The organism is Roseovarius gahaiensis (assembly GCF_011601345.1).
GTDB lineage: Bacteria > Pseudomonadota > Alphaproteobacteria > Rhodobacterales > Rhodobacteraceae > Roseovarius > Roseovarius gahaiensis.
The window spans coordinates 22,707-37,733 of the sequence record NZ_JAAORB010000031.1; the positions used below are offsets into that span (position 1 = coordinate 22,707).

Annotated in this window: 12 protein-coding genes; 3 read left to right on the forward strand and 9 right to left on the reverse strand. The window is 56.9% G+C overall.

Features of this window, described 5'->3' with window-relative positions:
- Positions 1–110: 110 nt before the first annotated feature.
- Positions 111–701 carry a heme NO-binding domain-containing protein gene (locus HAT86_RS12990; protein ID WP_167198454.1) on the forward strand — a complete coding sequence of 197 codons (591 nt, stop codon included), beginning with the start codon at positions 111–113 and terminating at the stop codon, positions 699–701.
- Complete coding sequence (locus HAT86_RS12995) at positions 698–1,714, forward strand: GGDEF domain-containing protein (RefSeq protein WP_167198470.1); 1,017 nt, start codon at positions 698–700, stop codon at positions 1,712–1,714. The genes HAT86_RS12990 and HAT86_RS12995 overlap by 4 nt, the downstream gene beginning before the upstream one ends.
- 104 nt (positions 1,715–1,818) lie before the next feature.
- Here the strand turns inward: HAT86_RS12995 and HAT86_RS13000 are convergent, their stop codons facing one another.
- From HAT86_RS13000 to HAT86_RS13030, 7 genes are all read right to left on the reverse strand, one after another.
- Entirely contained in the window at positions 1,819–3,870 is a 2,052-nt protein-coding gene (locus tag HAT86_RS13000) for a 3'-5' exonuclease (protein WP_167198473.1), read from the reverse strand.
- Positions 3,863–4,246: a response regulator transcription factor gene (locus HAT86_RS13005; protein ID WP_167198477.1), complete on the reverse strand. Its 384-nt coding sequence runs from the start codon at positions 4,244–4,246 to the stop codon at positions 3,863–3,865. Before HAT86_RS13005 ends, HAT86_RS13000 begins: the two co-directional genes overlap by 8 nt.
- Positions 4,239–4,781: a hypothetical protein gene (locus HAT86_RS13010; protein WP_167198480.1), complete on the reverse strand. Its 543-nt coding sequence runs from the start codon at positions 4,779–4,781 to the stop codon at positions 4,239–4,241. The genes HAT86_RS13005 and HAT86_RS13010 overlap by 8 nt, the downstream gene beginning before the upstream one ends.
- Positions 4,782–4,796: 15 nt before the next feature.
- Positions 4,797–6,623 carry a DUF294 nucleotidyltransferase-like domain-containing protein gene (locus HAT86_RS13015; RefSeq protein ID WP_167198483.1) on the reverse strand — a complete coding sequence of 609 codons (1,827 nt, stop codon included), beginning with the start codon at positions 6,621–6,623 and terminating at the stop codon, positions 4,797–4,799.
- A 138-nt stretch (positions 6,624–6,761) separates the two neighbouring features.
- Positions 6,762–8,546 carry a sodium:solute symporter family protein gene (locus HAT86_RS13020; RefSeq protein ID WP_167198486.1) on the reverse strand — a complete coding sequence of 595 codons (1,785 nt, stop codon included), beginning with the start codon at positions 8,544–8,546 and terminating at the stop codon, positions 6,762–6,764.
- An 11-nt stretch (positions 8,547–8,557) separates the two neighbouring features.
- The gene (locus HAT86_RS13025; protein ID WP_167198489.1) at positions 8,558–8,818 is read right to left on the reverse strand and encodes a DUF4212 domain-containing protein; all 261 of its coding nucleotides are present in this window, start codon (positions 8,816–8,818) and stop codon (positions 8,558–8,560) included.
- 61 nt (positions 8,819–8,879) lie between these two features.
- The gene (locus tag HAT86_RS13030; RefSeq protein WP_167198492.1) at positions 8,880–9,566 is read right to left on the reverse strand and encodes an adenylate kinase; all 687 of its coding nucleotides are present in this window, start codon (positions 9,564–9,566) and stop codon (positions 8,880–8,882) included.
- A gap of 1,120 nt (positions 9,567–10,686) precedes the next feature.
- Here HAT86_RS13030 and HAT86_RS13035 point away from each other — a divergent pair.
- On the forward strand, positions 10,687–11,331 hold the full coding sequence (locus tag HAT86_RS13035) for a hypothetical protein (protein WP_167198495.1): 645 nt from the start codon (positions 10,687–10,689) through the stop codon (positions 11,329–11,331).
- A 349-nt stretch (positions 11,332–11,680) separates the two neighbouring features.
- Here HAT86_RS13035 and HAT86_RS13040 read toward each other — a convergent pair whose 3' ends face one another.
- Both HAT86_RS13040 and HAT86_RS13045 read right to left on the reverse strand, forming a co-directional pair.
- Positions 11,681–14,260, reverse strand: coding sequence for a hybrid sensor histidine kinase/response regulator (locus HAT86_RS13040; RefSeq protein ID WP_167198498.1), 2,580 nt, complete (start codon positions 14,258–14,260; stop codon positions 11,681–11,683).
- 25 nt (positions 14,261–14,285) lie between these two features.
- Positions 14,286–14,810, reverse strand: coding sequence for a molybdopterin-dependent oxidoreductase (locus tag HAT86_RS13045; protein WP_196780605.1), 525 nt, complete (start codon positions 14,808–14,810; stop codon positions 14,286–14,288).
- Between the last annotated feature and the right edge of the window lie 217 nt (positions 14,811–15,027).

Below are 15,027 nucleotides of genomic sequence, written 5' to 3' on the forward strand. Positions count from 1 at the left end.
GCCGGGGCAAGCGGCGGCGTGTCAAAAGGCGTGTGATACCGACAATTGCGATTGTTTGGAGCTTCTTAACCTTTGCGATCCACACTGCGTGGAGTTTGACGGAGTGTGTGATGCATGGGTTGGTCAATCGCGCAATCGAACGATTTGTGCGCGATACATACGGGCGCGATACATGGCTTGGGATCATCGGCAAGCTTGATCTTGGATTTTCCGAGTTCGAGGCGATGTTGATCTATGAGCCGCAGGTGACCGCGCAGGTTTTGCACGCCACCTCAGACGCGTTGCAACGGCCTGTGGACGAGGTCTTGGAAGATATCGGAACATATCTTGTGTCGCACCCGAACACGGCGGCCGTGCGGCGGCTGTTGCGGTTTAGTGGCGAAACCTTCGAGGATTTTCTGCACTCGCTGGACGATTTGCCGGACCGCGCGCGCCTCGCGGTGTCTGACCTGACGGTGCCGGGGTTGGAACTGGCCGACCAATCCGCCAATGTTTTCTGCCTGAATGTATATAACCCCGACGGTGCAACGGTGCGATTTGGTCCCGTCGTTCTTGGGTTATTGAGGGCGATGGCCGACGATTACGGGGCTTTGGTCTTTCTTGAATATCTGGGCCGCACAGATACCTGCGAGCGGTTGCGCATCCATCTTTTGGCATCGGCCCACGGGAAAGGCCGTGCATTTGTATTGGGCGCGTCATGAAAGTCCGCCACGAATTTTGCAGCATTGCCCCGGTGCTGGATCGCCTGTGTCCGATGCATGCGGTTCTGGATCGGCACGGGCAGGTCGTGCATGCCGGGCCGACGCTGGTCAAAGTGTTGCCGGATCAGGTGGTTGTCGGGCAAACGGTGTTCGATCTTTTCAAGATACGCCGCCCGCTCTGTGATGGCAGCATGCTGGCCTTGCTGCGGTTGTCAGGCAGCAAGTTGCATTTGTCGATGCGCGCGCCACCGCACACCGACCTCAAGGGTGTTCTTGTTCCTTTGCACGGGCCGCAGCCAGAAAACGGGTGCGGCCATGCCGTTCTGAACCTGTCTCTCGGGATTTCGGTTCAAGAGGCCGTGCGCGACTTTTCTTTGACCAGCGGTGATTTCGCCGTCACGGACCCAACGGTGGAAATGCTGTATCTGATCGAGGCGAAGTCAGCCGCGATGGACGCCTCGCGCAAGCTGAATCAGCGGTTGCAGGGCGCCAAGGTGGCCGCCGAGGAACAGGCCTTTACCGATACGCTGACCGGGTTGAAAAACCGCCGTGCGCTTGATGCGATTCTGGCGCGTCTGATCGCCAATGAACAGGATTTTGCCCTGCTGCAGATTGATTTGGATTACTTCAAGGCGGTGAACGATGGTCTGGGCCACGCGGCCGGAGATCACGTTTTACAGGTCGTGGCCGCGGCGATGGTGGATGAAACCCGCAAAGTCGATACGGTGGCCCGCACCGGCGGGGATGAGTTTGTGATCATCCTGACGGGGGTGACCGACGCCGCGAAAGTGGGCGACATCGCTGCGCGCCTGATCGCGCGGATCAAGCGGCCTGTCACGTTCCAAGGTCAACCCTGCCAGATTTCCGCCAGTATCGGTGCGGCGTTGACCTGTGATTACGATGTGCCGCTGGTTTCACGGCTTATCGAAGATGCCGATCACGCGCTTTATGCCGCAAAGCATCGCGGGCGGGGGCGCTATGTGGTGTTCAATCCGCGGGACGGTTTGGATTAACGCATCAGCCGCCCAGCAGATATTCGGCAGACATGACGATGAAGGGCCAACACCAACCGCTGCCCACTGGGCGCATCAGGCGACAGCTTTGCGCCTGACCAAGATCAATAGTCTTGCGCGCGGCGAATTTTGACCATGCGCTCTGTTGCGGCCATGGCATCGGCCAATGTGACGATCCCTGCGCCCTCCATAACGTCAAGCATGCGCAGAAACACTTCGGCCGTCGCCATCGCATCGCCAAGCGCCGTGTGGCGGTGCTCGGGCGGGATACTGACCCCGAACCGTTCGGCCAGTGCATCCAGTGTGTGCTGCCCCGAATGATCAAACAGCGCCGCCGACAAAAGCACGGTACATAATGTGGGGTGGTCAAAGGCCCGACCGATCCGATCTTCCTTGAGGCGCAGAAATGCCATGTCGAACGGGGCGTTATGGGCGACCAGAACGGCATCCTCGCAGTAATTGTGAAACTGGCGTCCGGCCTCGGCGATATCCGGCGCGTCTTGCACCATGTCCGCGCTGATGCCGTGCACCTTGGTCGAGGCCTGCGGGATCGGGCCGCCCGGATTGACCAAGGTATCAAACGCCTCCCCGGTCAGGATCCGTCCGTTGACCACCCTCACACCGGCAATTTGCACGATTTCATCGCCGTCCCGTGGTGTCAGGCCGGTTGTTTCGGTGTCGAACACCACAAATTGCAGTTGGCGCAGCGGAGTATCCGCCAGATCATGATCGGCGGATTGTGCAGGCAGGTTGAAATCGTAGAATTCTGGCCTTGGCTGGTTTGGCGTCAGTGTCGGTGCCCCGACCCGAGGCAGCGGCAAGACAATGCGGTTTTCATCATGGCTTGGGTCACACCAGATTTCGGTGCGGTGGCTGTCCAGAACATCGCGGCCCGAATACTCTCCGTAGCCGTCCGACAAGGGCTGACATAGCCAGCTTTCCAGTTGGTCTTCGGTAACATCGGACCCCTGCCAGCCAAGGGTTAGCCAGATTTCCTTGTTCAGGGCCTCGGCCCCCAAGGTGATGGCTTGACGGCTGCCGTCAGCGCAAAGACCGTCGATGACTCGGGCCAGCAAAGCGGCCACCGCAAACCCGTCACAGTGAAGGAATACAGGCGGGTCCACCCGGTTGGCCCGCGCCAGACCGCGCGCCGTAAGCGTATCAAAGATGTCGTTCACACAAACCTGCGCCATCGGCCAATGCGCCGCGATCTGGCGACCATAACTTTCCCCGCCGCTGTGCAGACGACTGCACAGCCGATCCAGTTCATCGCGCATGGCTTGACCCAAGTCTGCGGTGGCGGGGGTGCGGTCAAGGTCCGCCGCATCCAAAAGCGCAGTCAACGCCGCAGCGGGGCGTCTGAGATCCTCCAGCAGGGTGTGGGTCAGATGATCTTGCTCGGCGTGGCTGCGCAGATCGTCGGTGGCATCGTGAAAGACCAAGACATGCCCCGCGATCTGATCGTCACCGTGGATCGGGCTGACACGCCCCATGACCAAACGGCTCCCCTCTGCGGTGATCGACAAAAACCGTTCCGCGCCGTCATCGCCACGGTCTTGCTTGACTGACAGGCGTTCGATCGCGTGCAAAAGCGGCTCGGCACATAAAAACCGGTCAATTTTCCGGTCCAGCCCGATATCGCAGAAAAGCTGTTGGGCCACGCGGTTATAGAGCATGACCCGCCGGTCCGGCGTCAGCACCACGGCACCTTCTGTCAGGTCATGCAAAAGCGCTTCGAACAGGGTCTTTTCGCGCCGAATTGCGGCGGTTTCATCTTCTATGGCTTGGGCTTGCGCCTTGCGGGCTTCGGCCAAGGCGGCGTGCATGGCATTGGCCGCCGGGGCCAAGGCCCCAAGGTGGCGCGCCTGTGTCTGGTCGATCCGTTGGTCCACCTTGGCCCGCGCGCGGGTTTGCAGATCTGACGCCAAAGCCAGCACCGGGCGCGCCACGTTTTCATCGAACAGAAAGCCGATCCATACCGTGATCCCGACAAGCCCGAAAATCGCGATCAGCCCGGCAATCACAAAGCCTTCGATCGGGCCACCATAGCGGGCGTGCCCTAACCACAAGCCGCCGGTGATCAATCCCGCGCCGGCCAAGGCCAAAGCGGCAAAGAACAAAACGAAACGCAGTCTCAGGCCCAACCGTTCACGCATCGCGGCCCTTCCCTGTCAAAATGTTGATTTCACGGACCAGCTCCGAAGTCGGAAAGGGTTTGATCAAAAACGCGTCGGCCCCAAGGGCCAAGCCCTTGCGGCGTTCGGCCTGACTGCCTCGGGCGGTCATCATAATCACCCTCAGATCGCGAAGGCCGACTGTTTGGCGGATGGCTTGGCAGATTTCAAAGCCGGACCGGTCGGGCAACAAGATATCAAGCAACACCACATCAATTGAACCGTCTTGCAGGGCGGCAAGCGCGCTGGTGCCATCCGCGGCGCGCCGGGTGCGATACCCGTGCCGCGACAGCACGATATCAAGCGCATGCGCAAAGTTGTCTTCGTCGTCGACAATCAAGACGGTTTTATCAGCCATCGGTCTGATCCGGTTGGAGGTCGGATGCCAGCGGGGCGCAGGCGATTTCAAGAACCTGATCGTCGGCGGCCACTGGGCGCCATTGGGCCTGAGCAGGGTCCGCCAAGGCCGCATCCGACACATCGGCCCGCATCCCACGCGCGCAATCCAGAAATTGCGGCACCATGGCCGTGCGCCGCCACCGGGCAAAAACATATAGGTCGGCAAGCTTGATGTCGGCGTTGTTGGGCTGGGTTTTCATGCCTGCGTGATCCAGCACCGCCAAGGCGGTCACCTGCGGCTTGATGTATGTCCATGGTTTCCAGAACACTTGCCGTTCGATCGGTTTTACAACGACCATACCGGGGGGCAATTCCGCCTGCGTTCGGCTGGCCCAGCTGTATTCAGACCAGACCGCATAAGCGATCATCGTCAGGCCAGCGGCCACCGGCATGACCCATTTGGGCAGGCGTCCGCCCGTCAGCTTGTTGATCAGCAAGACCAATCCTGCCGCGCCCAAAGCGGCAGTGAAGGTGGCGATGAGTTCCAGAAACATCGGCGCTCCTTTTCCTTATGATGCGCGGCCAAGCGCCGATTGCATGGTTTTGATCACCATAAAGGCATCGCGCAGGTGATTTCGCTCAAGCTCGGATAACTGAACAGGCGACAGGAAGTTGTCGGGATGTTGATCCTTGCGCAGCTGCGCGGCCTGATGGCGTAGACGGGTTTCGGCAATCATATCATAGGCATCCAAAAGGTCGGATGCGCCCGAAGGTGAAATGATCCCGTGCTCTTGCGCCAATTCCAGACGTTCGCGGGTGTTGGCGGCCTCGAAGGCGCCTTGCAGGGCATAGACCCGCGCCAGATCCACCACGGGCACCACGCCGGACAGCTTTAAATCAATTGTGTTCTTATGCTCGCCCGAGCGGATAAGCGCGAACCCTCGAAACAGGCTGAGCGGCGGCGTGTGCTTGAGAGAGTTTGACACCATATGCGCCACAAAGATGGAATTGGCTTTGGCCTTTTTCAAAACCTCGTGTTGCAGGTTTTCAAAAAGCGCGCTTTCGCCGCTGATCGGGCGCAGATCGAACATGACCGAGGCCAGCATTTGCGCCTCGTTGTCCGGCTCGTTGATCCACGTGGTAAAATAATCGCGCCACACTTTGCGCGGTTGTCGCCAGCGGGGCGTCGTGGCCATCATGTCGCCCGGGCAATAGACGAACCCGCAGGTGTTCAGCCCGTCGCAGACGAACTGTGCAAGCTGCGCGAAATAGGTGTCGTGCTCGGGCTTGAAGGCATCGTCAAGGATCAGGCAGTTGTCCTGATCGCTGATGCCGGTTTGTTCTTGCCGCCCCTGAGAGCCGCAGGCCAGCCAGAGATACGGCACCGGCGGCGGGCCCAGTTTGCGCTCGGCCAGCACCAGCAGGCGGCGGGTGATTGCATCGGTCACGTTGGTGATGCGGCGGGTGATGGCCTGATGTTTGACGCCTTCACTGACCAGTTGCGCGAGCAATTTGGGCACGCGTTCCATGACCTTGGCCATGTCCTCAGCCGTGTCGCATTGCACGATATCGGCGGCGATATGGCTGGCGGTTGTCGCCTGCTGGCGGATCAGGTCGGTCCGGGTCAGCATGCCCACAACCCTGTCACCTTTTGCCACGGGCAAATGATTGAACTTGTGGTTGGCCAGCAGCAATAGCGCGTCCAGCCCAAGGGCGTCGGGCGAAATGGTGATTGGATCGGGGGTCATGACCTGCGACACCAAGACATCTCCGCCGAGGCCTTCGGCCAGAACCTTGTTGGTCATGTCATGCACGGTGATGATGCCGTTCAGCGTTTTGTCATCCATTACCAGCAGCGATGAAATCGACTTGTCGCGCATGGTGCGGGCGACCGCCTGAACCGTTTCGTTGGGGGGGCAGGATAGCGGCGCACCTGTCATCAAGTCGGATACCTGTAGCGAGGTCAGGCCGGTGTCGCTTGCGCCCGCAACCTCGGCAGACACGGCTTTGCCGGGGCGAAACCATTCGGCGAAGGCGGGCACATCGGCCATCAGCGCGCGGAACCGCCTTGCCGGAATCATCAAGAAACTGGCGGTTTCGGCAACGCGCGCGCCCAAGGTTGCCTTGTCGTCGCGCATCAGCGCGCGCTCGCCCATCACGTCGCCCGGTCCGCGCTGCGTGATCAGGTCGCCGTCTTGCGAAATGATATCGAGCAGGCCCGTCTCGATCAGGTAAAGCCCATCCAGCGGATCGCCCGCGTGAAAGAGCACTTGACCGGGGTCAGCCGTGATGCGGGTGATTTCAGGTGCCAGATCGGCCCGTGTTTCGGGGGTAAGCATGTCAAACGGGGCATGGCGGGACAGGCTATCCAAGATGGTGGCTTGATCCTGAGGCATGCGGGCCCTCCTGTGACGGCGCTAAAATTCTGTGGGTGGTGCCGCGGGTGTGTTGCGGCTGGTGCAGAACGCGCAAGCCAAGCTTAGCGTTCTATGATCCCAAAGGGCAGGGGGCGCGAATACGCGCCCCCCTTTTTTTTAGTGATCGGCTGTCGCAGCGGCGGCCCCGCGCGGCACACGGACGCTTTCGACCAGTTCTTCGATCTCCTGCGGGATCGGATCGGTCGATTTCGACACGAGGAAGGCAACCGCAAAGTTGATCATCGCACCGATCGCACCGAACGAGGTTGATTTGATCGTGCCCAGCAACGGATCGGCATCGCTGAACGTGTTCGTGTCAGGAATAAAGAACCAACCCTTATGCAGGAAGATGTAGACCAGCGTAACGATCAGACCGGCCAGCATACCCGCCACGGCACCTTTGTTGTTCACCTTGGTAAAGATGCCCATCATCAGCGCCGGGAAGATCGACGCCGCCGCAAGGCCAAAGGCAAGCGCCACGGTTTGCGCAGCAAAGCCCGGCGGGTTGAGGCCCAGATAGGTTGCCACGGCAATGGCCACGGCCATCGCAATCCGCGCCGATAGCAACTCGCCCTTCTCCGAGATGTTCGGATTGAACTGTCCCTTGATCAAGTCATGGCTGACCGCCGAGGAAATCGCCAGCAACAGACCGGCTGCAGTGGATAGCGCGGCGGCAAGGCCACCGGCGGCCACAAGGCCGATCACCCAACTGGGCAAGTTGGCAATCTCAGGGTTTGCAAGCACAAGGATGTCACGGTTGAAGTTGGTCAGCTCGTTGCCTTCCCACCCCTCTTCAGCGGCTTTGGCCTGCATCTCGTCCGAGGCGTCGTTGTAGTACTGGATCCGGCCATCGCCGTTCTTGTCTTCCCAGCCAAGAAGGCCGGTTTTTTGCCATGTGGCCATCCATTCATACGCCGGGTCATTTTCGATCTGCTCGACCGAAACAGCCTGACTGTTGGTGCCTTCCGGCCACATCAATTCGGTGATGTTCATGCGCGCCATTGCGCCAACAGCCGGGGCCGTCAGATACAGCAGTGCAATGAAAACCAGTGTCCAGCCGGCAGACCAGCGGGCGTCCGAAACCTTGGGCACGGTGAAGAAGCGCATGATGACATGCGGCAGGCCCGCGGTGCCGATCATCAGCGACAAGGTGAACAGAACCATGTTCAGCGTGTCGGCATGATGCGCAGTGTATTCGGCAAAGCCCAGTTCGGTGACGATCTGGTCCAGCTTGGCCAAAAGCGGCTCGCCGCTGGCGACATGGTCACCAAAAAGGCCGAGCGCCGGAATCGGGTTGCCGGTCAGTTGCAGCGAAATGAAGATTGCCGGAATCGTATAGGCAAGGATCAGAACGCAGTACTGCGCAACCTGCGTATAGGTCACGCCCTTCATCCCGCCGAACACGGCGTAAGCAAAGACCACACAAGCCCCGATCAGCAGACCGGCGGTGTTGGACACTTCCAAAAAGCGGCCAAAGGCCACGCCGACGCCGGTCATCTGGCCAATCACATAGGTGGTCGACGCCACGATCAGGCAGATCACGGCAACCATGCGCGCGGTCGAGCTGTAGAAGCGATCACCGATGAATTCCGAGACGGTGTATTTGCCAAACTTGCGCAAGTAAGGCGCAAGCAGCAACGCCAGCAGCACATAGCCGCCGGTCCAACCCATCAGGAACGACGAGTTGTCATAGCCGGTGAAGGCAATCAGGCCCGCCATCGAGATGAACGAGGCCGCCGACATCCAGTCGGCCGCAGTGGCCATGCCGTTGGTGACAGGGTGAACCCCACGCCCGGCGGCGTAGAATTCCGAGGTTGAGCCCGCACGGGCCCAAATTGCGATGCCGATGTAAAGCGCAAAGGACGCCCCCACAAACAACAGGTTGATTACAAACTGGTCCATTTCCGCGTTCCTTATTCTTCACCGACGCCGTATTCGGCATCGAGTTTGTTCATGCGCCACGCGTAAAAGAAGATCAGGCACAGAAATACCAAGATCGATCCTTGCTGCGCGAACCAAAAGCCCAAGTCACTGCCGCCCACGGCAATGCCCGACAGCATTGGGCGCAGCAAAATGCCAAAGCCGAACGACACGATCGCCCAGATGATCAGGCTTCCTAGAATCAGGCGCAAGTTGGCGGACCAATATGCGTTGTCAGATGATTTTTCGGACATTTTTGTCCTCCCTTTCCGGTTTCTAATTTGAGCGCGGGATATGCCCTGCGCCCGCTCTTGCTTAGGCGATTGTTTTTTGAACAATCGTTGCCATTTTGGTGGTGATGGCGTCGATCTGGCCCATGGCGTCAACCCGCTGCAACACGCCTTTGCCGTCGTAGTAGCTGATCAGCGGCGCGGTTTGTGCGTGGTAAGCCTTGAGCCGTTGACCAACCGTTTCGGCGGTGTCGTCGGCGCGTCGGCTCATCTTGGTGCCGCCGCAGGCGTCGCACACACCTTCGACAGCTGGTTGCTTGAAACTGTCGTGATAGCCCTCGCCACAGCCCGCACAGGTATACCGCCCCGAAATCCGCTCGATCATGGCCGCATCCTCGACATCAAGGCTGATCGCGGCGGTGATGGTCTGCCCGATCTCTTGCATCAACCCGTCCAGCGCTTCGGCTTGAACCGTGGTGCGCGGAAAACCATCAAGGATCACGCCATTGGCACAATCTGGGTCGGCCAGCCGATCCCGCAGGATGGCAATAACGATATCGTCGCTGACCAAGTCGCCGGCTTCCATCACGGCCTTGGCTTGTTTTCCAGCCTCCGTTCCGGCAGCCACCGCGGCGCGCAGCAAATCCCCGGTAGACAGTTGGACAAGGCCAAATGTCTCTTCCAGTTTTCGGGCTTGGGTGCCCTTACCAGCGCCCGGTGGCCCCAGCAGAACAAGGTTGGCAGGTGTTTTAGGTGTGGCTGTTCCGTCCATAGGGACCTCCGCAGTCTGATGTAAGGTCGAAGGTCACGCGCGAAACATTCCACAAACAGCTTCGCGGGCGACCAATTGGATCGCTCGCGGTGAATGCGTTCACCCAAGCTCGCGCCAAGGCGTTGCCGACCGAAGCTGTCGGTGTATTAATCATTAGTCCCCCTCCGACGTTTCATTTGCACTAGCCGCGTCTCTCCTTCGCGGGTGGGCAAAATCAACTTGTGGTAGCGGAATAGCATAAAATTAACACGATGTTTAAATTTATATTGTTTTCAGCGGATTATATGTAAATTTTTTTCATAAAACGATTGCGCCATTGAAAATTTATTTTCAATACAGTGAATTATGTGCGCAATATCAATATTCTGATGGTGGCCACGGCATACAGTCGCATACATATTTTGGCAGATGTTTGCGCAACCATGGCCGCGCGATTTGTTTCGCAGGGAATTCACGCCTTTACGGCGTAGCTTGATGATGCATCGAATCGGGAAAAGCACCAGGCCAAAAGCCAAAGGTTTCACGACTTGATCGGGCGGTGCCGTGCTTGGGGCATCCCTGTTTCAACGAAGTTTAACGGACCTATAGGGGGCTGGCATGCCGCGACGTGTGTCCATTTTGAATCCAAGGGGGCCGAAGTAGGGCAATCACCCCGCTATACTTTTGTATTGCGGCCTCACGCTTCTGCGCCGGGCCTTAGCCGTTTGCGCATTGGTGCTGTCGCCAAACGCACCTCATAATCAAAACAGTATCTATTTTCGCCCCATGAAGGTGCTGGTCCTGTGACCGACTGTGAAAATGCTAAATACATTTCGGCAAGGTAACCGTTCCCTTGCGTCACGCATCAGCCAGCGCAACTGCGAAAAGTAGCTGTAAAGCCACGTGTGACGTATGTCCACGTGGGGTTCGGAGCGTACGCAGGCCTGATGCAACGCAGTGCAAATCTAGAATTCAAAATAGCAGGGTACGGCGCAAACAGGCTCACTTTAAGCCATTTACCCGAGTCGCCCACAGTGGAGAAAGGCGTTTTGCCGAGATCCACAAGCGGTTTCGAAACGTCATCAACCGGGTCCAGAGCGCGTCTGGCATGCGCCACCCAAAAGCGAGCGTGGTTCAAAAAATGAGTTATCCCTTTTTTCACAAACTGATTGACCGCTTCGGTAAAATTAGCTCTGGGTTTTCCAAGGACGCCCCGGCTAAGTCATCCTGGAATGACGGCGGGCTCTCTCAGAAATTATTTGACGAATACGATCGCCGAATGGCTGACATAAAGTCCACATCGATTGAAGCAACCGCGACAGATCTGAAACAAAGAAACGTCTTCGAGAAGGGTACCGCGATTGTCTTCGCGTCATGCTCTCAAAACACGATGAACCTGCAGATCTGGCTCGAGACCATTTTTGACCTTGATGTCGTCATGGTCTACGAGCCGTCGCAATTTTACGAATGGCTGTTCCGGTTCGCAGACTTGGCGGATCTTGTATTCGTCGAACGCGACAGTTTTGTTGGTGATGCGCCCGCATTCGGGACGTTCATGTGTGCCGCAAACGAGGCCTACCCCGACTGCCCAATCGTGGTTCTGTCGGACGAGTTTGAAACGAGCTCCTTTGAATTGGTCGAAGAGGATCAGAAATTTGACATCACCCTCAAGTCGCCTCTTTCACAAACGTCTATTTGGCTGGCCATGAAAGCCGCCGGTGACATTGCGTTGAACGGTAAAAAGGTCACGTCGAGCTTCATCATGTCAAAGGCCTCTGCCGCGTGACAGATTGACCTTTAAAGTTTTCAGGGATGCACGATCCGGTTAGAACCCCACCACACTCACCCCCCGGATCGGGCTGGCAGCGCCATAGCGAAATTAGACCCCCATCTCATTTTGCCGGGCGCTGCTATTTTTTTTCATGCAACATGACCTGACACGGCAGATGTAACGCCGGCCTGACGGTCACGGAAATCCCGCGCGGTGCTCGCTTATCAGTGGGGTCGCGGTGACAGCATCAGCGGTGGCGCGGGCAAAGATGCGCAAGAGCTTGCAAACGAAACCCTGCTCACCTGTGCCAAATTGTCTGACGACGACCACATACACGCCCGACAGTGCCCAAGTGGCTATGGCCTCAAGGGGATACCTGCTTAAGAAGCGCGCAACGCGTTGTTTCCCAGAGAATTTCCACATTCTGCAGATGCTCAGTTTGAGCGTCTGAATCGTTCATTTCGGCGGAATTTTCGATTTTTTGCAGGTGCCTTGTCAATTTGGCTGCGCCCAAGACAGACGCGGAACCTCTAAGTTTATGGGCCTTTTGGGCGAGCGCTTTGTGATCACAAGAAGGCGCGTGCGATCGTGCGATGGCTGGGATTTCCTCGTCCATCTCTTGGCAGAGTTTCTGCACGATTTCGCGAAACTTGTCCTCTCCTAGCTGTTCTTTGAATTCCTGCACCACCACAGCATCAACAACGTCGCTAGCATCCGTTTCAACCGTCTCGGCTTGTCCGCCGGTGGACAAGCGAATAACGGCAGAGCGCAGATTTTCGCCCGAGACCGGCTTGGAAATAACGTCACACATGCCAGCCGCCTTGAACTGTCGTATATCGTCCTCAAGCGCATGGGCCGTAAGCGCCGCAATCGGGGTATCGCGCGAGGGGCCGTTTCCGGCGCGAATTCTCTTTGTGGCTTCGATCCCATCGATATCTGGCATGCTGATGTCCATCAAGATCAGGTCGAAATGCTGTTGATCGGCAAATGCAACACCTTCGCGCCCGTCATGCGCAAGAACGATATTATGGCCATCAAGGGCCATAAACTCGCTTGCGATGACCCGATTGATTTCATTGTCTTCGACCATCAAAATGTCCAAGGGTTTCACCTCGCGACAAGCAACTTGTTCGCTCGACTGTGCATGGCTTTCGGTTGCCTCGACAGTTTGCGATGAAACCTCTTGGGTCAATCCGATTGGCAGGCGGACCCAAAACAGGCTGCCTTGGCCCACTTCGCTTGCCACGCCCATGGAGCCATCCAGCGCGTCAACGATCCGCCGAACGATGCCGAGCCCAAGGCCAGTCCCTTCGGATTTGCGGCCAAATGTACTGTCTAACGTGATGAAGTCCTCGAAGATTTTTTCAATATTCTCCTCGGGAATGCCGACGCCGTCGTCAATGACGCGTATCTCGTAATACGCGCTATGCTCCAGCGGTTCGGTTTCGATGGTGACCCGGCCATTGCGGGTGAATTTAATTGCGTTGCCGACGAGATTAAGCAAAATTTGCCGAACCCGAACTGGATCGCAGTTAACAAGAAACTCAGGCGCATGCCCTTCGAACACCAAGTCGTTTGCGTTGCTTTTGGCGTTGGCGCTTTGACTGTCGACCACATCACGGATCAATTTATTCAGGTCAAAAACACTGCTTTTAATCTCCATATGCCCGGCCTCAAGCAGGGAAACGTCCAGCACGTCATTGACATGGGATAACAAGAGCTTGCCTGATTTTCCCATGATGCCCAGATACTTTGTCTGCTGCTCTGTCAGGTCTGTCTGAGACAAAAGCTCCATCGTGCCAAGTAGCCCGTTTAGTGGTGTGCGAATCTCATGGCTCATCACCGCGAGCAGCCGCGCCTTCGATTTTTCCCCTGCGAGCGCTCTGTCACGTGCTTCGCGCAACTCGTTTTCTGCAGCGACCTCTTTTGAGATGTCGCGAATGTAGGGCACGAAAATCTCGCCATCTTCACCGCGCGCGGTTTGGATTGATAGCTCGGCGGGAAAAACGTCACCGGACTTGCGTTTTGCGTCGATGCGAAAACGTCCTTTGCCGATAACATTCGTCGATCCGTCGGTATGATAACGTTTCATGCCTGCGAGGTGGGCGTCGCGGAGGTGGTCCGGGACAATCACGTCTGCCATATTCTGGCCTATTACATCCGCCTGACTGTAGCCAAAAATTTCCTCGGCAGCTCCATTAAACTCGATGACCCGGCCATCACTGGACACAACCATGATCGCGTCCAGCGACGTGCTCACGATGGCGGACAGGCGTGACCCGTCCAGCTCCATTTGCCGCGCCCGTCGCTGGTTTGTAGTGTTGAGCCTGCTTAGAATGACAACCATCAGGCATAACAGAAGAAACAAAAGCGCAGACAGCAGGGCGATACTTAGAAGGGTACGGGAGATTTCACTCCGGCTTTTATCCTTTAAATCCGAAAAGTGACTAATGCCTTGCAATGAAAAATCTCGCACGGCCGCGTGGGCCTGCAGCGCATCATCAACAATGGCTGTCAGGTTTGCCCGCAGCGTCGCATCATCAGAGTCTATGAGAGGTGCGTTGCGATCAAGGAAACGACGCATTTTATCCAGGCTGGCCGCGGGAGCGGATAATTGGCGCAAACTTGAATATTGCTCTCCGACCTCCAACGCGGAAATGCGACTGTAGAGCACATTGAATCGCCTGCGTACGTCATCCAGCGGGCCTTCTGCTTGGCCAAGTGCACTTTTGGTCGCAAGTAAGAAAGCAAGGTGCTCGACCTCGGCTTGTGACATGTTCCATTGGATGCTGTCGGAATTGGCCGTTGCAAGATCATGCAGTTGGGTGCGCACACCGATTCCGAAATGTGCGATCATCGTGATGATGAAAGTGCCAATGAGGCCAATAAAAATGGGTCTTCGGCCAGTTGGTCTGGGAAGAAAAGGGGACAGTCCCTTGATCATTTTTTATCTCTGCAATCGACGAGAGTCATGGCTGTGATGAGATCTCTATTCGATCGAGGTGCCAGATGCTGCGTGAATAGTAAGTCTCTGACTTGTATTTGTTATCGTCATCATATGGATAGACGATCCAGAGCGGGCCCTTTTCGCGCATGCTTAATTGTTTGCCGTTCATTTCATACGCAATGATCGCATCATCAGCCAAGGCTTCTGCGACGGGAAAGGTTACGGAGTAGTCGTTGATCGCCGTGGCATTCACTGTTCCGGTCTCAACACCGACTGCGTTCAAAAGTGTGGCCAGAGAAACACCGGTGAATGTGTTTTCACCGTCGGTCCAAATTGTTGACGTGGTGAATTCGCTTTGGCCCAAGTCTTGCAGACTTGCCAAATCGAATAGCGCCGCCGTCTCGCTGTTTGTTGCACCAATTGAGCCGGTGACCGTCAGGATCACATCCTCCTTCGGCGCGGGAAGCTCGGACGCAAGCGCTGTCCCGGCCAAAGCTAGGGTCGCGAGGATGGATTGAATGATAACTCGATAAACCGTGCTCAACATTTTTACTCCTTAGTTCACCTGAACTGGCTATCTGTCGTATATACTAGGATCAAATACATCAAAAAGTGATCTTTGGCATACAATGGGATATTCTAAAGTATGTTTAAGGATATTCGTTTGCTGCGCGAAATAGCCGAGCAATTCACTTTCCACCTAATGGATCGAAGCCACCGGCTTCCAGCCGGTCCGCTTCAGCGAATCTGTTGTGATCTTCCTC

What these genes read in the sequence shown, in the direction of transcription:
- HAT86_RS12990 (WP_167198454.1), top strand. Translation starts at nt 111, where the DNA reads ATGCATGGGTTGGTCAATCGCGCAATCGAACGATTTGTGCGCGATACA.
- HAT86_RS12995 (WP_167198470.1), top strand. Translation starts at nt 698, where the DNA reads ATGAAAGTCCGCCACGAATTTTGCAGCATTGCCCCGGTGCTGGATCGC.
- HAT86_RS13000 (WP_167198473.1), bottom strand. Translation starts at nt 3,870, where the DNA reads ATGCGTGAACGGTTGGGCCTGAGACTGCGTTTCGTTTTGTTCTTTGCC.
- HAT86_RS13005 (WP_167198477.1), bottom strand. Translation starts at nt 4,246, where the DNA reads ATGGCTGATAAAACCGTCTTGATTGTCGACGACGAAGACAACTTTGCG.
- HAT86_RS13010 (WP_167198480.1), bottom strand. Translation starts at nt 4,781, where the DNA reads ATGTTTCTGGAACTCATCGCCACCTTCACTGCCGCTTTGGGCGCGGCA.
- HAT86_RS13015 (WP_167198483.1), bottom strand. Translation starts at nt 6,623, where the DNA reads ATGCCTCAGGATCAAGCCACCATCTTGGATAGCCTGTCCCGCCATGCC.
- HAT86_RS13020 (WP_167198486.1), bottom strand. Translation starts at nt 8,546, where the DNA reads ATGGACCAGTTTGTAATCAACCTGTTGTTTGTGGGGGCGTCCTTTGCG.
- HAT86_RS13025 (WP_167198489.1), bottom strand. Translation starts at nt 8,818, where the DNA reads ATGTCCGAAAAATCATCTGACAACGCATATTGGTCCGCCAACTTGCGC.
- HAT86_RS13030 (WP_167198492.1), bottom strand. Translation starts at nt 9,566, where the DNA reads ATGGACGGAACAGCCACACCTAAAACACCTGCCAACCTTGTTCTGCTG.
- HAT86_RS13035 (WP_167198495.1), top strand. Translation starts at nt 10,687, where the DNA reads ATGAGTTATCCCTTTTTTCACAAACTGATTGACCGCTTCGGTAAAATT.
- HAT86_RS13040 (WP_167198498.1), bottom strand. Translation starts at nt 14,260, where the DNA reads ATGATCAAGGGACTGTCCCCTTTTCTTCCCAGACCAACTGGCCGAAGA.
- HAT86_RS13045 (WP_196780605.1), bottom strand. Translation starts at nt 14,810, where the DNA reads ATGTTGAGCACGGTTTATCGAGTTATCATTCAATCCATCCTCGCGACC.